This is a genomic window from Streptomyces coeruleoprunus, assembly GCF_039542925.1.
GTDB lineage: Bacteria > Actinomycetota > Actinomycetes > Streptomycetales > Streptomycetaceae > Streptomyces > Streptomyces coeruleoprunus.
In genome coordinates this window covers 7260451-7278826 of sequence record NZ_BAABIT010000001.1, presented here as the reverse complement: position 1 = coordinate 7278826, position 18376 = coordinate 7260451, and the positions used below count along the sequence as shown (strand labels likewise).

Here is an 18376-nt window from a genome sequence, read left to right as displayed (position 1 = left end):
CCTCAGAGACGCGCCGCCCGCAGCGGCTGCCCACCACCCCAGGAGGAGCTGTGAAGATCGCCGTCGTCATGCCCTTCCGGCCCCAGCCCAGCCGCGAGTACGCCCATGACGTGAGCGTCGCCCACTGGCGCCGCGCGCTGCCCGCCATCGCCGTGACGGACATCGACACCGACGACGAGCCGTTCAACCCCGCCGCGTGCCGGAACGAGGGCGTGCGCCGTGCCGCACGGTCCGGCGCCGACGTGGTCGTCGTCGCCGACGCCGACACGCTGGTCGAGGAGTGCCCGCTGTGGCAGGCGATCCGAGGCGCCGCCGCGAGCGGTCTCGTCCATCTGCCCTACACCGAGTACCGGTCCCTCGGCGCCGACGGTACCGCGCAGCACCGGGCGGGAAGGGCGCTGCGCGACTGCACCGCCGTCACGGTCCACGGCGCCTGCAGCGGCGTCTACGTGACCACCCCGGCGACATGGTGGTCCCACGGGGGACAGGACGAGCGGTTCCGCGGCTGGGGCTTCGAGGACGCCGCATGGGAGGTCGCCCACACCACCCTTCTCGGCGCACCCCCCGTCCGCCACGAAGGCCGGGCCTACGCCCTGCACCACTCGCCGGCGGTCAAGGAGGGCCCGCAGTACGAGGCCAATGCCGCGCTGTGCCATCGCTACCTCGAAGCCGCCGAGGACCCCGCCGCCCTGCGGGCCCTCGTACGGGAGCGGGACACCGTCCCGTCCCCGCCCCGCCTCTGACGCCTCCGCCCCAGGTGTTCCAAAACCGGGCCACCGGGCAGAACATACGCCGCTACGAATGCGAAATCAGCGGTCCCGCCCGCCCGGGGGCACGCGGCGCCCCCGGCGCCGGCGGGCTGATTCGGTCATCGGAAAACCCGCCTTTTTCGTGTTCTCTTTCGCGCTCTTTTCGCATGCCCTTCTCGCATGCCCTTCTCGCAGGCCCTCGCGTGCGCCTCTGCGTGTTCTCTTAGCGGTGCGGTCCGCCGTGCGCGACCATACGGACGCCGATACAGGCAGACCACGTCAAGAGCAGCAGCCAGCAGAAGGAACCACCGAGACAGAAAGAAGGACGGACGTGTCCGGCAGCGAAAGCGAGAACCCGGCAATCTCCTCCCCGACCCCCACGCCGACTCGCCCCAAGACGAATCGGGACTGGTGGCCGAATCAGCTGGACCTCCAGGTTCTCCATCAGCACTCGTCCCGCTCCAATCCGATGGACCAGGACTTCGACTACGCGAAGGAGTTCGCGACCCTCGACCTCGACGCCCTCAAGCGGGACGTCTTCGCGCTGATGACGGCGTCCCAGGACTGGTGGCCCGCCGACTACGGCCACTACGGGCCGCTCTTCATCCGGATGAGCTGGCACGCCGCGGGGACGTACCGCATCGCCGACGGCCGGGGCGGCGGCGGCACGGGCGCTCAGCGCTTCGCGCCTCTCAACAGCTGGCCGGACAACGCGAGCCTCGACAAGGCACGCCGTCTGCTGTGGCCGGTCAAGCAGAAGTACGGGCAGAAGATCTCCTGGGCCGACCTTCTGGTCTTCACCGGCAACTGCGCCATGGAATCGATGGGATTCAAGACCTTCGGTTTCGGCTTCGGGCGGGAGGACATCTGGGAACCCGAGGAAATCTTCTGGGGCCCGAGGACACCTGGCTCGGCGATGAGCGCTACAGCGGCGACAGGGAACTCACCGGTCCTTTCGGTGCCGTGCAGATGGGCCTGATCTACGTCAATCCGGAGGGCCCCAACGGCAATCCGGATCCGCTGGCCGCCGCCAGGGACATCCGCGAGACGTTCGGGCGTATGGCGATGAACGACGAGGAGACGGTCGCGCTCATCGTCGGCGGCCACACGTTCGGCAAGTGTCACGGGGCGGTCGATCCCTCGTACATCGGCCCGGAGCCCGAGGCCGCCTCCATCGAGCAGCAGGGCATCGGCTGGCGGAACACGTACGGCAGCGGCAAGGGCGCCGACGCGCTCACCAGTGGGCTGGAGGGCGCGTGGACCTCCGAGCCGACGAGGTGGGACAACGGCTACCTGGACAACCTGTTCCGGTACGACTGGGAGCTGACGACGAGCCCCGCCGGCGCGAAGCAGTGGACCCCGACGGATCCGTCGGCCAAGGACACGGTGCCCGACGCCCACGATCCGTCGAAGAGGCACGCACCGATGATGCTGACGACGGACCTCGCGCTGAAGCTGGATCCGGTCTACGGGCCGATCGCGAAGGGCTTCCACGAGAACCCGGACAGGCTCGCGCCGGCGTTCGCCAAGGCCTGGTACAAGCTGCTGCACCGCGACATGGGCCCCCTCTCGCGCTACCTCGGGCCGTGGGTCCCCGAGCCGCAGCTGTGGCAGGACCCGGTCCCCCCGGTCGATCACGACCTGGTGGCGGACGAGGACATCGCCGCCCTCAAGAGCACGGTCCTCGCCTCGGGGCTGTCCGTCTCCCAGCTGGCCACAACGGCTTGGGCGTCGGCGGCGAGCTTCCGCGGCACCGACAAGCGCGGCGGGGCCAACGGCGCGCGGATCCGGCTCGCGCCGCAGAAGGACTGGGAGGTCAACGCCCTGCCCGAAGTGGCCGAGGTGCTGCGGACCTTGGAGCGGATCCAGCAGGACTTCAACGGGTCGCAGACCGGCGGCAGGAAGGTGTCGCTCGCCGACCTGATCGTCCTTGGCGGGTGCGCGGCCGTCGAGCAGGCCGCGAAGAACGCCGGCCACGACATCACGGTCCCGTTCGCACCGGGGCGTACTGACGCCTCGCAGGAGCAGACCGACGTGGAGTCGTTCGCCGTCCTCGAACCCAAGGCGGACGCCTTCCGCAACTACCTCCGGGAAGGGGAGAAGCTGTCGCCGGAGACGCTCCTGCTGGACCGCGCCAACCTGTTGACGCTGACCGCTCCCGAGATGACGGTCCTGATCGGCGGCATGCGGGCCCTGAACACCGGCTTCAAGCGGTCCCGGCACGGCGTCCTCACCGACCGGCCGGAGACCTTGACCAACGACTTCTTCGTCAGCCTGCTCGACATGGGCACGGAGTGGAAGGCGTCGGCTGCGGACGAGAACGTCTTCGAAGGCCGGGATCGCACCACGGGCGAGGTCAAGTGGACCGCCACCGCCGTCGACCTCGTCTTCGGTTCGCACTCCCAACTCCGGGCGGTCTCGGAGGTCTACGCGTCCGCGGACGCGGAAGCGAAGTTCATCCGTGACTTCGTGGCGGCGTGGGACAAGGTGATGAACCTCGACCGGTTCGACCTCCGCTGAGTCCGGTGTCCCGGTCGGCCCCCTCGTAGGCCGACCGGGGCTTCCCCGGACGGCTCGGTCTGATGTAATCGTCGCCGGACGGTCCCCCGGGGGCGGGGCTCATCGGCAGGGGGCGGAGTTGCACGAGCTGGGTGAGGCGGACCCGCGGCAGGTCGGGCGCTATCGGATCCTCGCGCGCCTGGGCGTGGGCGGGATGGGCCGCGTGTACCTGGGCCGTTCCACCAGCGGCCGGATGGTCGCGGTGAAGGTGGTGCGCGCCGAACTGGCCGAGGACCCGGACTTCCGGCGCCGGTTCGCCCGCGAGGTGGAGGCGGCCCGGCGCGTCACGGGATTCTTCACCGCGGCCGTCGTCGACGCCGACCCCGAGGGCTCACCCGCCTGGCTCGCCACCGCCTACGTTCCCGGCATGCCGCTCGACGAAGCGGTCCGCGCCCACGGGGCGTGGGCCCGGCGTTCGCTGCTCGTCCTGGGAGCCGGACTGGTGGAGGCCCTGGAGGCCATTCACGGTGCGGGGCTGATCCACCGTGACCTGAAGCCGTCGAACGTCCTTCTCGCCGGCGACGGACCCCGCGTGATCGACTTCGGGATCTCGATCGCCTCGGAGGCGAGCGTCCTGACGCGGACGGGCATGGTGGTCGGTACCCCCGGGTTCATGTCGCCCGAGCAGGTGACGGGGCGCACCGTCGGCCCCGCCAGCGACGTGTTCGCGCTGGGCGCCGTACTGGCCTTCGCGGGCACCGGGGCCGCGCCCTTCGGGACGGGCTCCCCGCACTCGGTGAACTTCCGCGCCGTATACGAGGAACCGGAACTCGGCGGGCTGCCGGCGGGTACGGGATTCGTCGGCCGGTGTCTCGCGAAGGACCCCGGGCGGCGGCCGACGGTTCCGGAACTGCTGGCCGAGTTCGCGCAGTTACTCGGGGATGCCGGCGGGCAGACGTACGGGGTTGGGCTGCCGCAGGAGACCGACTGGCTGCCCGAAGCGGTGGCGACGGCCCTCACGGACCGGACCACCGCCCGGACCGCGCCCCGGCCCGCGGCGAACCCGGAACCGCCGCAGGACCCCCGTGTCCCCGCCGACGCGGTGCCCGGCCCCGACCCGCGGGTCTCCCTGGACAAGAAGCCCGAGCCGGCGGCGGTCCCGCCGGCCCCAGCGCCCGCCGAGCCGCCGGCCCTCGTCGACCGAGAGCCCGCGCGGGCCCCGGCCACGCCGACTCCCGCGATCGACGAGATCGACAAGAACGACAAGGCGGTTCCGACGCCGACTGGGCCCGCCGCACCGACCGCGCCGCCCCTGTCGCCGCCGGCGCAGGCCCCCGCGCCCGAGGCACCACGACCGTCGGGTCCGCCCGCCACCGAGCCGCTCCTCGTCTCCACCAGGACGCCCGCGTCACCCACGTCGCCCGGCCGCCTCCCCACGCAGCCGCCGGGCCGCGCCCGGCGCCGCCGTCTCGTGGCGATCGCTCTCGTCGCGGCCCTCGTCACCGGTGGTGGCATCACCGCCCTGCTCGCCAACCTGGGCAAGGGCAAGTCCCATGGGGCGGAGGGCGAAAAGAGCTCCTCCACCGCCCCCGCGGGCTTCGACGCCGCGGTCGGCAAGGTGGTCAACGCGTCCGACAAGAAGGGCGGCACGCTCCGCCTGCTGAGCCGCTCGGACGCCGATTCCTGGGACCCGGCCCGCTCGTACTACGGCTGGGTCTGGAACATGCAGCGCCTCTACGCCCGTACGCTGCTCGCCTACGATGCCAAGCCGGGCAGGCAGGGCCTCAACCTCGTTCCGGACCTGGCCGCGGCCCAGCCGCAGGTATCGCCCGACGGCAGGACGTACACCGTCCGGCTGAAGTCCGGTCTGCAGTTCGAGGACGGCACGCCGATCACCTCGCAGGACGTCAAGTACGGCATCGAGCGCGTCTTCGCGCAGGACGTCCTCAGCGGCGGCCCCGTCCACCTGATCGAGTCGCTGGACCAGGGGCAGAACTACCAGGGCCCGTACAAGGGCGGCGGCGCGGGGAAGTCGGGCCTGAGGTCGGTCGAGACGCCGGACGACCGGACACTCGTCTTCCGGCTCGCCGAAGCCGACTCGCGCTTCCCGTACCTGCTGGCCATGGGCGCCACCTCCCCCGTGCCGCGGAAGCGGGACACGGGCGCACGCTACGGCAAGGAGCCCGTCTCCTCCGGCCCGTACAAGTTCGCGTCGTACACGCCGTCGAAGTCGCTCGTCCTCGTCCGCAACGAGCACTGGGACCGGGCCACCGACCCGCTGCGCAAGGCGTTGCCGGACAGGATCGAGCTGTCCTTCTCCACCAACCCCGAAGAGGTGGGCACACGGCTCGTCGCGGGCCTCGCGGACCTCGACGCCCAGCAGGGCGGCCTGTCGCAGCGCCACGTGAGCAAGGTGTTGCAGGACCCGAAGCTGAAGGCCCAGACGGACGCTCCGTACACGGGCTACCTCCGGTACGTCTCGCTCGTGTCGAAAACGGCGCCGCTCGACAACGTGCACTGCCGCAAGGCCGTGCTGTACGCGGCCGACACGACCGCCCTCCAGACCGCGCGCGGCGGTCCGACGGCCGGTTCCCGGCACGGCAACATGCTGCCGCCGACGATGCCGGGCGCCGACGACTACGACCCGTTCGGCCTGACCGGCGGCAAGCCGCAGCCCGAGAAGGCCAGGGAGGAACTGCGGGCCTGCGGCAAACCGAACGGCTTCACCACCAAGCTCGTCGTGCGCAACAACAGGCCCAAGGACGTCGCGTCGGCCGAGGCCCTGCAGCAGGCCCTCAAGGCCGTGGGCATCACCGTCGAGATCCTGCAGCGGGACGAGACGGAGTTCCTCACGGCCGTCCGCTCGCCCGGCACGGTCAAGGAGAACGGCTACGGCCTGATCGTGGTCGCCTGGGGCGCCGACTACGCCCACGGCTCCGGCTTCCTGCGGCCCCTGGCGGACGGGCGCCTCATCGCGGCGGGCGACCGCGTCAACTACGCGCAGATCAACGATCCCCGGATCAACGCCCTCTTCGCCCAGGCCGAGACGGAGACCGACGCCGCCAAGGCGTCCGGGATCTACCGCCGTATCAACCACAAGGTCACCGACGGCGCGTACTACCTGCCCGTAGTCGCCGACAAAGCCCTCAACTACCGCCACCCGCGACTGACCAACGTCTACGTCCACGAGGCCTACGGCATGGTCGACATTCAGGCTCTCGGGACCAGCGACGGCACATGACGGGCACGACCGCACCGGGGGACGAAGGCTACGGCCGTCCTCCCTCCTCCTCGTCCCCGTCGTCGGCAGCGCCCAGGAGCCGCAGGCGTACCTGCAGCCGGCCGTCGACGATCCGGGTGTCGAAGGCGGGCTGGGGCGCGGTCGCGGGGCCGTGTACGTTCCAGCCGTCGGCCAGCCGGAACACGCTGCCGTGCCAGGGACAGCGCACGCAGCCGTCGATGAGTTCGCCTTCCGAGAGCGGCCCCGCCATGTGACTGCACCGGTCGGCCAGGACGTGGACGGTGCCTCCGGGCTCGCGGACGACCATGACCGCGACCTCGCCGACATGGCGCCGCACCGCCCGTCCCACGGGAAGACCGGCCACGTCGCCCACCGTGTGCCACTCAGGCTCCAGCAGATGGTGGACGTGCTCGGCGTGGTTGGCGCCGGCCGCCTGACGGTAGGCGAGGTGGCCGCCCAGCGCGCCGCCCACGCCGACGGCCGACAGTCCGGCCAGGCCCAGCGCCTTGCCGGGCCCCGCGAGCCCCCGGCGCCTCGCGGCGTAGGAGGCCGTGTAGAGGGCGACCGCGGTGATGTTGGTGGCCGCGTGCACGAGGCCGACGCGCTGCTGTTCCTTGGGCAGGGCGGCCCAGTCGGTCCAGCCGGCCAGGGCCGCGGGTCCCGCCGTGGCCAGTCCGGCGCCGACGAGCACCTGGGCGCTCCGGCGGTCGCCGGACAGCATGTCGAGCAGGGCCGCGGACAGCCACATGCCGAGGGGCAGCTGCACCATCACCGGGTGCAGCGGATGCCCGAGCCAGCGCCCGTGCAGCACATCCCGCCCGGGGCCGAGCGGAGCCGCCTTGACCGCCGCCCGCACGGAGTCGATCAGCCGGTCGGCGCCCGGCCACCGCTCCAGCCGGTCCACACCGCGCAGGACCCGGCCGGGCCCCTCCGCCGACGGCAGGAGCCGCCGCACCGCCACAGTCGCGTGATGACGCTTCGCCAACGGGTCCATGTCGGGGCGGGTAGCCGCTCCAGCCCGGACGAAACGAGCCTCCCGTCCGGGTACGTCACCCTCAGCCGGGGCAGCAGCACGGGCTGCCCGGGGTCGTTCTGGACCATCAGCCCGGCCTGACCCGCCCGGGCGCCTCGGCTCCGGCCGAAACTCCTCTCCGGAGCCGCGGCCGGAGCTGTCAGAAGCGCGCGTGCGTGGTGATGTCCGAGCGGAACTCGTCGATCATCGCCGGGCTGACCGTGGAGCGGCACTGGGCGATCGCGGCGAGGTAGTCCTCGGTGCTCGCGCCGAAGGGGCCGGTGGAGGCCGCGCCGGTGCCGAGGGTCTCCAGGTCCCGTTCGAAGGACACCTGCGCGGCGACGCGGACGGCGTGCTCGATGTCGGCCGGGGTGAAGAGTTCGCTCGCCGCGACCAGCGCGGGGATGTCGATGTCCGCGCGGCCCTCGGTGTAGCGGGACCAGATGGCGGCCCGGGCGGCCTCGTCCGGGGTGCCGATGGGGATCACGTAGTCGAACCGGCCGGTCCGGAGGAACGCCGGGTCCAGGGAGCGTACGGAGTTGGTGGCGCACACCAGCAGGCGTTCGTCGCGCTCGCGGAAGCCGGGGATCAGCTTCAGCAGTTCGTTGGTCACGCCGTGGACACCGCCGGGCCGGGCGGGTTCGGTGCGTACCGGGGCGATCTCCTCGACCTCGTCGATGAAGACGAGCACGCGTTCCAGTTCGGCGATACGGGCGAAGGCGCTGCGCAGGGCGGCGGCGAGGTTCCCCTCGTCGGCGAGGCGGGAGGGCAGCAGTTCGACGAAGGGCCAGCCGAGCCTGGAGGCGATGCCGCGGGCGAAGGTCGTCTTGCCGGTTCCGGGAGGGCCGAAGAGGGCGATGGCGCGGGGCGGGCGTACGCCGTGCCGTGCGGCCCGCTCGGGTTCGGCGAGGGGCAGTACGACGCGCCGCTCGATGAGGTCCTTCTCGGTCTCCATCCCGGACACCTTGGCCCACAGGTCGCCCGGCAGGAACCGGCCGCCGAGGTCCTCCAGCAGACCGGCGGACGGACCGTGCGCCGGTTCCGCCTTCTCGAAGTAGGCGACGGCGGGCCGACGGGTGTACCCGGCGTTGAGGAGGCCCTCCCCAAGGAGTTCCTCCTCCGGCAGGACGTAGGCGATGCGGCCGACGCGGGCGGCGACGAGCCGCCGCTCCAGCTCCATCAGCAGGGCACTGGCGAGTCCCCTGCCGCGCCAGCCGGAGGAGATGGCGATCCGCATCACCCAGGCCCGCTCCCCCGACACGCAGGCGAGTGCGGCCCCGATGGGAACGCCCTGGTGGACGGCGACGACGGCGGGCTGGCGGGAGGTCAGCGCGCCGATGCACTCGGCGAGGGAGAAGACCGATTCCTGCCCGAGTTCCGCCGTGGTGTCGATCAGGTGCACCACCGCTGCGAGATCGCTCTCTCGGTAGTCGTGGATCAGCCAGTTCACCGGTACCGCCCCTCGTTGTCCGTTGCGCCGAGGCTAGGGGCGCCGCGGAAGCGCGTCCGCTGCCGTCGTGCACAATCGGCGGCCGCGACTGCTCCGTACCGTCCATTGCCGCGCGCTCGCCTGAGCGGCACCGGGGGCGCGGGTCCTCAGCCGTCCTTCTCGGCGACCCGCACCGCCAGTTGGCGTACGGGCTCGGACCACGCCTCCGGGTCGAGCCAGGGGAAGGTGTGCGCGCCCGGCACCTCCACGCAGGTGCCGTCGGCCACCAGCCCGGACAGGTGCCGGGCCCACCGGGTGGTGCCGATCAGGTCGTCCCTGCCGTGGATGACCAGCAGGGGCACGCGCAGCCGGGCGACCGCGTCCTCCAGGTCGTCGGCCAGGTGCGCGCGTGCCGTGTGCAGCAGCCGTCGCAGGCCCGCCCGCTTCCACTCCGGGCGGTGCGACTCGCTGAGGCCCGGCGGCTCCCGGCGCCCGTCCAGACGCCAGCGGACCAGCAGCCGCAACCGCCCCCTGGCGACCGGGTCGACGGTCGGGCTCGCCAGCACCACGGCCGCGACCGCGGGGTGCCCGACCGCGGCGCGAGCGGCGACCTGTGTGCCGCTGGAGTGGCCCACCAGGACCACGCGGCCCACGTCCTGTGCGGTGAGCCAGTCGGCGACGCAGCGCCCGAACTCCGGGACGTCCAGCTCGTGCGGCGGTTCGCCGCTGCCGCCGAACCCCGGCAGCTCCACCAGGTGGGCCCGTGTCCACCGGGCGAAGGCCGCGAGCCCGGGCAGGAGGTAGTCGGCGACGCCCATGCCCTGTACGAGGACGACCTCGGGCACCCCCGGCGCGGGCCGCCCCACGGCCCGGCTGCGCATGCGGCCGAGCACGCCGTCGTGGTAGGCGCTCACGGTCTCCACGCGCGCGTGCCCTCCGTCAGGCGCTCCACCGGGGCGGCCCGGAACGCGTCGGTGTCCCGTACCCCGGACAGGAACTCGTCCAGTTCCGCCAGGGTCACCGGCGCCGGAAGGGGCAGACGCCCGGGCAGGTCCGCCAGCGCCGGGCGGTACCGCAGGGTGCTGCCGAGGTCCTCCGGATAGGCCGTCTCGTCCACGCCGATCAGGTCGCCGCTCACGGTCGCGTGCCGCCGCGCGAGTCCCCGCCAGTCCTCCGCGGGGACCTGGCCGACCGAGCGCAGTCCGTTGGAGAACAGGTTCACGGCGATGTGCCGGTACGGCTCGGCCCGGGCCAGGTACTCCGCGGCCCAGTCGTACGAGGGCCGCGCGGTGAACTGCAGCCAGAACGGCACGGCTCCGAGCCGCAGCGTCCAGTACGGCTCCCACTGGTTGTACGTCTCGACGAGCAGCCGGTCGTCCGCCGGGAGGCCGCGGCGGCGGTACCACCAGCGGTAGAACTCGGCGACAAGGGGACTGAGGTGCTCGGGCTCGGCGACGGTGACGCGCCGCACCGGGTAGCCGCACCGCTCGGCCAGCGCCAGGACGTCCGGGGTGAGGGCGTCGTCGTACCCCCATTCGGCCTCGGGGTACGTCTGGTCCGCCGGGGGCGCGTCCCACCGGCGTACGGGCGAGCCCTGCTCCGCGAGGTGCTCGGCGAGCCGTTCGCTGCCGGTGACGTACTCGTCCGGCGCCATGCCGCCGAGGGCCCCGAACTGGAAGCGCTGCCGGTCGCCCAAGACCGTCATCGGCCACCTCAGGGTGCAGTCCAGGAGGAAGACCGTCGCCCCCGGCGCGAGCCGCTGTTCCAGGAAGCGCCGCAGTTCCGCGCCCAGGCGCAACCGCTTGAAGCGGAAGTAGGCGAAGCGGACGATCATCGCCCGGTCCTGGCTGGGGTCGTGCATGTGGCACAGCGCGAGCTCGGGGTCGGCCTCGACCAGGTCGCGGCCCAGCCCCGCGCCGGCCCGCAGGGCCGCGCGGGGCCGGTCGGGGTCGATCCGGGCCCGTACGGGCACCAGGTACGTCTGCGGCAGCACCGGCGCGCCCAGGGCGGCCGCCAGGTGCACGGCGGCGCCGCTGCCCGCGCCGATGAACACGGCCGGGTACGGGCCGGGGCCGTACTGTGCGGCCGTCCACGCGGCCAGGTCCTCGCCGGTCAGCCGCCGCACCAGGGAGACGGGCGCGCCCTGCAGGTGCGCCACCAGTACGTACGCCCGGCGCCGTGCCCGCGAGGGCAGGTGCGACAGCAGGTCGGCCAGGCGCGCGGAGCCCGGCGCGACACCCAGCCCGGGGAAGTCCTGGCCGCGCAGGAACCGGCTCACCGCCCGCACCGACGTCACGGACGAGTCGAAGTCGCACAGGCACCGGGCCGTCCGCAGGCGTCGTACGGGACCGGCGGTCATCCGGTGCCGCCTCTGGACGCGTCGGCCGTGGCCACGGCGGCGACAGGCCCTGCCGGGGCGGCGGATTCGGCGCAGACGATCATGGTGCCCCCTGGGGCTCGGCTGGCGCGTCGCCGGTCCGGTACCCGCAGGGCCGGGGCGTACACGTGGCACGAGGCGGGGCGCCGGCGTCCGGCGGACGGGACGGCTCGGGACGGTTCGGCGGAGCCGGCGGAAGGGCGCCTCGGGTGCGGCCATGGGCACGGCGGCGCGGTCGCGGATCGCGCGTCTGTCCGACGCGGCGACACGCCGGCGGCAGACGGGTGAACCGCGGTGGCGTACGGAGCGCGACGGGAACAGGAACGGTACGTTCCGCCGATCCCGCGCGAGAGGACGTCACCATGCCGGAGCCCGTCCGTGTCGGCCTCCTCGTGGACAGCGACGCGTTCGGCGGCGCCGAGGTGTACGTGCGGCAGCTGCTGCGGCGCCTCCCGGCGCACTTCCGCCGCCGCCTCGTGGTCGCCGAGCCCGTCGCCCCGCACTTCCGTGACCTGCACGCCTTGTGCGAGGACGTCACCGTGGTGCCGCTCCTGCGGGGCCGGGACCCGGGGCACGCGACGGCGTCGCTGCTCGCGGGGCACGCCGTGGACGTCTGGCACGTCAACCTGGTCGACCCCGGCAGCAACCGGGCCGCCCTGGCCGCCGCGAGCGCCCTGGCCCCGACGGTCGCGACGCTCCACATGCCCGGTCACGCGCACGACGCGACCGTCGCGCTGCGCGCGCTGTACGGCGGGCTGACCACCGTGATCGCGGTCTCCCGCGAGATCGCGGAGACGGTGCGGGAACGCTTCGGCGTGCCCGGCGACCGGGTCGTCCGGGTCCGCAACGGCGTGGACGTTCCGCCGCGCGCCGCGCCGCCGGTCCGCGCGTCGGGCGGCACGCCCTGCCGTATCGGGGCCGTGGGGCGGCTGACCGAGCAGAAGGGCTTCGACGTGCTCGTCGGGGCCGTCGCCCGTCTGGTGGCGGAGGGACACCCGATCACGGTCGAGGTGGCCGGCGATGGCCGCGACCGGGCGGCGCTGGAGCGTGCGGCGGCCGGCCTGCCGGTGCGGTTCCACGGGTTCGTCGCGGACGTGCCGGCCTTCCTGCGCGGACTCGACGTCTTCTGCCTGCCGTCCCGCCGGGAGGCGCTCTCGCTCGCCCTGCTGGAGGCGATGGCGCACGCGCTGCCGTGCGTGACGACACCCGTCGGGGACGTCACCGAAGTGCTGGGCGACACGGTGGTGACCGTCCCCGTGGACGATCCGGCCGCGCTCGCCCGCGCCTTGGGCGGCCTGGTGGCGGACCCGGAACGCGCCCGGCGGCTCGGCCTGCGCGCCAGGCGCCTCGCGGTGGGCGGCCTCGACGCGGCCGGCATGGTGGCGGCGACGGCCGACGTGCTGGCCGCGGCCGCGGCTTCGGCTCAGCCGAGCAGCGCGAGGGCCGCCGCCACGACGGTCCCGGGAGCCAGCGCATGAGCGCAGCGGAAGTCGATCGGGCACGTCAGGTGCGGGCACGGGCTGCACGCGACCCCGGCGCTCAGGGCACGGTGGCGACGGCCCCGGTGGGCCCACCGCACGGGGTCGCCGGACAGGAAGACGGTGACGCTCGGGGTTCCGGTCGCGGCCGCGAGGTGCGCCGCCCCGGTGTCGTTGGCCACCAGGAGCGCCGCGCCTCGGAGCAGGCACGCGAACGCGCCGAGCGTCGTCCGCCCGGTCAGGTCCACCACCGGCGTCCGGGCGTGGCGCGCGAGGGCCGCCGTCACCGCCTCCTCACCGCGCACGCCGGTGACCACGATCCGCAGGCCCGCCCGCTCCGCCAGCGCGTCCGCGACGGCGGCGAACCGCTCCGGCGGCCACCGGCGGCTGGCGCACGTCGCACCCGGGTGGAGCACGGCGTAGCGCCCCTCGCGCAGGCCGTGGGCCCGGCCGAGAGCCGCGTACGCGGTCAGGTCCGCGACCCGTACGGGGAACTCCGGCGTGTCGTCCGCGCCGGGCGGCACGCCGAGGTGCTCCACCAGCCGCAGGTGCCGGTGGATCTCGTGGACGCGGTCCGGGTACGGCAGGTGGAGCGCGCCCGAACCCGTGAAGCCACGGGCCGCGAACCCGCCGGTGCGCCGCGCCGGGACCAACGCCGTCACCTCGTTGGCCGCCGGGCGGTCCCCGTACGCCTGGAGCGCCAGGTCGAAGCGGCGCGCGGCGGCCGCCGCCAGGAAGGCGTCGAACAGGTCGGGCCGCGGCGTGCGCTCCGGGATGCCCGGGTAGCCGGGGAACGGCAGCAACTCGTCGACGTACGCCCGGAAGCGCCCGACGACCGGCGCCGTCTCGGGCCAGGTGACGAACGTCAGCCGCACGTCGGGGCGGGCGGCCCGCAGGGCGCGCAGCGCGGGGACCGTGCAGAGCAGGTCGCCGAGTCCGACGCGGGCGCGCACGTACGCCACTCGGCGTACCGAGGGATCGGCGAGAGGGGCGACGGGAGAACCGGCCACGCGGTGACTCCTCGCAGGCGGGCGGGAGCACCATGATGCCCGGTGACGCCCCGCTCCGCGTGCTGCGCTTCACGTCGGTCTTCGAGCCCTCGGCCGCAGCGGACACGAGGGGCGCCGGTGGCGGTGCGCTGCTCGCGCCGTACGACCCCGTCGGCGGGATGCAGAACCACACGGCCGAGCTGACCCGTTGCCTGGACCGTCGTGGCTTCGAGCAGACGGTGCTGACGTCGCGGCTGTCCGGCCCGGCGGGCCCGCGCCGCCTGGGTGGGTCGGCGGTGGTCGTCCGCACGGGTGTGCGTGTGCCCGTCCTGCGCCAGCTGTGGGCCCCGCCCGCTCTCGCCCTGGCCCTGAGGAGCGGCGGCGACCGGCATGCGGACGTCGTGCACGCCCACGCGGGCGAGGACCTGGCCGTGCTGCCGGTCGCGCGGCTGGCGGCGCTGCGGCACGGGTGCCCGCTCGTGATCACGTTGCACTGCAGTCTCCGGCACACCCTGCGGGGCCGGGACCCCCGCAGTCTGCTGCTGCGCTCACTCGGCGGGGCGGTGGAACGGCGTGTGGCCGCGTGCGCCGACGCGGTCATCACCCTGACGCCGGCCGCGGCGCGCCGGCTCGGCGACGACGACCCCTGCCCCAAGGGCCGGGTCCATGTGATCCCTTCGGGCTTCGCCCCCGAGCTGTTCGCCGGGCCGTACGACGATCCCTTCCCCGGCCTGCCGCACCCGCGGATCGCGTACGTGGGCCGGCTGGCCCGGCAGAAGGACGTCGGGACCCTGCTGGAGGCGTTCGCCCGCCTCGGCCCCCGCCGGGCGTCGCTGGTCGTCGTGGGCGACGGCCCGCAGCGCGCGGCCCTGCAGCGGCGGGCCGACGAACTCGGCGTACCGGCGCGCTTCACCGGCTTCGTGCGGCACGAGCGGGTACCGGCGGTGCTGGGCCACGTCGACGTGTTCGTCCTGCCGAGCCGTTACGAGGAGCTGGGCTCGGTCCTGGTCGAGGCCATGGCGGCCGGAGTTCCCGTGGTCGCCAGCCGGGTGGGCGGCATCCCGCACCTGGTGCGGGACGGCGAGACGGGGCTGCTCGCCGCCGCGGGCGACACCGCGTCGTTCGCGCACGCCGTCGCCCGGCTCCTCGACGAGCCGGAGACCGCGGCGCGCCTCGGCCGGACCGCCCGCCGCACTGTCGCCACCGCGTACGCCTGGCCGGTCCTGGCCGGGCGGGTCGCGGAGGTCTACCGGCAGGTCATCGACGGACGCGGGACCGACGAGCACCGAACCGACGAACGCCGCAGCGGCGGGCGCGGGATCGGCGGAGGTCCTGTCGACCGCCCCCTGCCGGAGAGGCGCATCGGGAGGTCCACCCCATGACCCCCACCCCCCGCATCGCCGTCCTCGTGCCGACGTACCACCAGGCCGCCTTCCTCGGCCGGGCGTTGCGCGGCCTGCTCGCCCAGACGGTGACCGACTGGGAGGCGGTGGTCGTCGACGACGGGTCGACGGACCGCACGCCGGACATCGTGGCCCCGTACCTCACCGACCCCCGCGTCGGCCACCGCCGCCACGCCGGCAACCGCGGCCTGGGCGCGGCCCTCAACACGGCCCTCGGCCTGACCCGTGCCCCCGCCGTCGCCTACCTGCCGTCCGACGACCTGTGGGACCCGGACCACCTCGCCGCGCTGCTCGACGTGCTGGCCGACCCGGCCGTCGCCCTCGCCCACACCGGCGTACGCCACCACGAACACCTCGTCGCCCTGGGAGCCCCGGACGGACACCCCCTCCAGCTGGTGCAGGTCGCCCACCGCCGGGTGCCGGAACGCTGGCCGGAGCGGGACGAGATCGAGAGCGACGACCTGGAGCGCCTGTACTGGTCGGTGCTGCGGCGCCACGGAGCCGTCCGCGCCACCGGACGCACCACCTGCACCTGGACGGACCACCCGGACCAGCGCCACAAGGTCATCCGGGAGCGGTACGACGGCGGCCTCAACGTCTTCCGCCGCCGGTACGGCGTGACCACTCCCCTGCGCTTCCACTCGTCCGACAGCGGCGAGACCGACGAACCCGCCCTCTACCGGCGCTTCCGGGACCGCGCGTACCCGCCCGCGCCCGACGGCCTGCGCATCCTGCTGGTCGGGGAACTCGCGTACAACCCGGAGCGGGTGCTCGCGCTCGCCGAGCGCGGCCACCGCCTCTTCGGCCTGTGGACGGACGACGGGCTCGGCATGAACACCGTGGGCCCGCTGCCCTTCGGCCACGTCGCCGATCTGCCGCGGCAGGACTGGGCCCGCGCACTGCGGTCGGTGCGGCCGGACGTCGTCCACGCCCAGCTGAACTGGCGGGCCGTGCCCTTCGCGCACGAGGTGCTGCGCGCCGTGCCCGACGTGCCGTTCGTCTGGCACTACAAGGAGTCGCCCCAGGCGTCGGTCCGGCGCGGCGAGTGGCCCCTGCTGGCCGACCTGGTGACGCTGTCCGACGCGCGGCTGTTCTGCTCCCCGGAGGAGCGGGACTGGTTCGCCCTCGCGCTGCCGGACCGGATGGACCCGGCCACGTCGTACGTGCTCGACGGCGACCTGCCCAAGGCGGACTGGTTCGACGGGCCGTGCGCGGCGCGCCTCTCCGAGACCGATCCGGACGGCGCGCCGCACACCGTCGTCATCGGCCGGCCGCTGGGCATGGACGCCGCGTTCGTGTCGCGCCTCGCCGCCCACGGCGTCCATCTGCACTTCCACGGGCTGGTGCGCGACCGGGGCCCGGGCGGCGCGTGGACGTCGTGGCTGGACGAGGCCGTACGGGCCGCGCCCGGCCGCGTCCATGTGCATCCGCACGTCGACCAGCGGGGCTGGCGGCGCGTCCTGTCCCGGTACGACGCGGGCTGGCTGCACCGCGTGCGCAGCGCCAACGGCGGCGACCTCGCGGTGGCCTCCTGGGACGACCTCAACGTGCCGGCACGGCTGCCCGCGCTGATGGCCGCCGGTGTCCCGGTGCTCCAGCAGCGCAGGCCGGGCTGCGCGGTGGCCGCGGAGCGGCTGGTGGACGGGCTGGGCATCGGCGTGCTGTACGACGACGCCGACGACGTGGCGGAACGGCTCCGGGACCAGGTCGCGATGAAGGGCCGCCGGGCGGCCGTGGCCGACCGGCGGCACACCTTCGCGTTCGACGCGCACGCCGACGCCCTGTGCGCCCTGTTGCGGCGCTGCGCCGCCGAGGGGCCCCGCCACGCCGCCGCGCGGAGGCGCGCATGAGCGCGCGGCTCGCGGTGATCGGGGCGGGGCCCACCGGGCTGGGCGCGGCCCACCGGCTGCGCGAGCTGGGACACGACGACTTCGTGGTCCTGGAGGCCACCGGCCGGGTGGGGGGCCTCGCCCGCTCCGAGACCGACGGGCGGGGCTTCACGTACGACATCGGCGGCCACGTGCTGTTCAGTCACTACCCGTACTACACGGAGCTGGTGGAGCGGCTGCTGGGCGACGACTTCACGGAGATCCGGCGCGAGGCGTCGATCCGGATGGAGCAGCGGTACATCCCGTACCCGTTCCAGAACAACATCCGCGGGCTCGAACCCGGCACGGTCTTCGAGTGCCTGTCCGGGCTGATCGCCGCGCAGCGCGCCGGGCGGGACGGCCGGGTTCCGGCGACCTTCCGGGACTGGGTCCACGCCACCTTCGGCAGCGGCATCGCCCGGCACTTCATGCTGCCCTACAACCTCAAGGTGTGGGCGACACCGCCGGAGGAGATGGGGCACCAGTGGATCGGCGAGCGGGTGGCGACGGTCGACGTGGACGCGGTGCTGCGCAACGTCGTGCTGGGTGAGGAGACCCGGGACTGGGGCCCCAACAGCACTTTCCGCTATCCGCTGCACGGCGGGACCGGGCACCTCTTCGAGAGGCTGGCCGAGCCCGTCGTCGACCGCGTCCGGTGGCACGCCCGCGTCGTCGCCGTCGACCCGGGGGCGCGGTACGCGCGCACCGCGGACGGCCGTGTGTGGGCGTACGACGCGCTGCTGTCCACGATGCCGCTCGACGACCTCGTCGGCTGCTGCGCGAGCGCCCCGGCCGATGTCGCCGAGGCCGCACGCCTGCTGCGGTCCACCGGTACGCACGTGGTGGGCGTGGCGGTCGACCGCCGTATCGACTCGCCGCACACCTGGGTGTACTTCCCCGAGCCGGACGTCCCGTTCTACCGGGCCACCTACCTGTCGAGCTACTCGCCGCACCTGGTCCGCAGGCCGGGGCAGACGCTCCTGCTGACCGAGACGTCCACCTCGGCGCACCGGCCGGTCGACGGCGCGTCGGCCGTGGCGGGCGCCGTCGACGGGCTCGTGCGGGCGGGGCTGCTGCGGGAGACGGACCGGTCGCTGATCGTGTCCACCTGGCACTGCGCCGAGCCGAAGACGTATCCGGTGCCGACGCTGGACCGGGACGCCGCACTGGGGGTCATCCACTCGTGGCTGTCCCGCCACGGCATCGCCTCGCGGGGGCGGTTCGGGGCGTGGCGGTACGAGATCGGCAACATGGACCACTCCTGCATGCAGGGCGTCGAGTGGGCCGACCACGTGGTGAACGGGGCGCCCGAGCAGGTGTGGGCGTCATGA

At 74.0% G+C, this 18376-nt stretch carries 11 protein-coding genes and 1 pseudogene; 7 read left to right on the top strand and 5 right to left on the bottom strand.

The features are described 5' to 3' along the window. The first annotated feature begins 50 nt into the window (after positions 1-50). The 3 genes and pseudogenes from ABEB09_RS32560 (at position 51) to ABEB09_RS32550 (ending at position 6489) form a co-directional block, all read left to right on the top strand. Entirely contained in the window at positions 51-743 is a 693-nt protein-coding gene (locus tag ABEB09_RS32560; RefSeq protein ID WP_345693508.1) for a hypothetical protein, read from the top strand. Between the two features lie 337 nt (positions 744-1080). After that, positions 1081-3269 (top strand): annotated as a pseudogene (katG, locus tag ABEB09_RS32555) (catalase/peroxidase HPI). A 118-nt stretch (positions 3270-3387) separates the two neighbouring features. Beyond that, positions 3388-6489 (top strand): ABC transporter substrate-binding protein, encoded by a 3102-nt coding sequence (locus tag ABEB09_RS32550; RefSeq protein ID WP_345693507.1) that lies wholly within the window; start codon positions 3388-3390, stop codon positions 6487-6489. Between the two features lie 28 nt (positions 6490-6517). Here the strand turns inward: ABEB09_RS32550 and ABEB09_RS32545 are convergent, their stop codons facing one another. From ABEB09_RS32545 to ABEB09_RS32530, 4 genes are all read right to left on the bottom strand, one after another. Next, complete coding sequence (locus tag ABEB09_RS32545; protein ID WP_345693506.1) at positions 6518-7483, bottom strand: Rieske (2Fe-2S) protein; 966 nt, start codon at positions 7481-7483, stop codon at positions 6518-6520. A 178-nt stretch (positions 7484-7661) separates the two neighbouring features. Beyond that, positions 7662-8951 (bottom strand): ATP-binding protein, encoded by a 1290-nt coding sequence (locus ABEB09_RS32540; RefSeq protein ID WP_345693505.1) that lies wholly within the window; start codon positions 8949-8951, stop codon positions 7662-7664. Positions 8952-9097: 146 nt separating this feature from the next. Further along, positions 9098-9853, bottom strand: a complete 756-nt coding sequence (locus tag ABEB09_RS32535; RefSeq protein WP_345693504.1) for an alpha/beta fold hydrolase — start codon at positions 9851-9853, stop codon at positions 9098-9100. Continuing rightward, on the bottom strand, positions 9841-11289 hold the full coding sequence (locus ABEB09_RS32530) for a hypothetical protein (RefSeq protein WP_345693503.1): 1449 nt from the start codon (positions 11287-11289) through the stop codon (positions 9841-9843). Before ABEB09_RS32530 ends, ABEB09_RS32535 begins: the two co-directional genes overlap by 13 nt. A gap of 380 nt (positions 11290-11669) precedes the next feature. Between ABEB09_RS32530 and ABEB09_RS32525 the strand changes: the two genes are divergently transcribed. Continuing rightward, positions 11670-12785: a glycosyltransferase family 4 protein gene (locus ABEB09_RS32525; protein WP_345693502.1), complete on the top strand. Its 1116-nt coding sequence runs from the start codon at positions 11670-11672 to the stop codon at positions 12783-12785. On the opposite strand, the gene ABEB09_RS32520 is transcribed toward ABEB09_RS32525, so the two are convergent. Then, on the bottom strand, positions 12731-13795 hold the full coding sequence (locus ABEB09_RS32520) for a glycosyltransferase family 9 protein (RefSeq protein ID WP_345693501.1): 1065 nt from the start codon (positions 13793-13795) through the stop codon (positions 12731-12733). The two genes, ABEB09_RS32525 and ABEB09_RS32520, sit on opposite strands and share 55 nt — an antisense overlap. 32 nt (positions 13796-13827) lie before the next feature. Between ABEB09_RS32520 and ABEB09_RS32515 the strand changes: the two genes are divergently transcribed. The 3 genes from ABEB09_RS32515 to ABEB09_RS32505 are packed head-to-tail and all read left to right on the top strand — an operon-like array spanning position 13828 to position 18376. Next, the gene (locus ABEB09_RS32515; RefSeq protein WP_345693500.1) at positions 13828-15156 is read left to right on the top strand and encodes a glycosyltransferase family 4 protein; all 1329 of its coding nucleotides are present in this window, start codon (positions 13828-13830) and stop codon (positions 15154-15156) included. Further along, positions 15153-17027, top strand: a complete 1875-nt coding sequence (locus ABEB09_RS32510) for a glycosyltransferase (RefSeq protein WP_345693499.1) — start codon at positions 15153-15155, stop codon at positions 17025-17027. The genes ABEB09_RS32515 and ABEB09_RS32510 overlap by 4 nt, the downstream gene beginning before the upstream one ends. Then, the gene (locus ABEB09_RS32505) at positions 17024-18376 is read left to right on the top strand and encodes a protoporphyrinogen/coproporphyrinogen oxidase (RefSeq protein WP_345693498.1); all 1353 of its coding nucleotides are present in this window, start codon (positions 17024-17026) and stop codon (positions 18374-18376) included. Before ABEB09_RS32510 ends, ABEB09_RS32505 begins: the two co-directional genes overlap by 4 nt.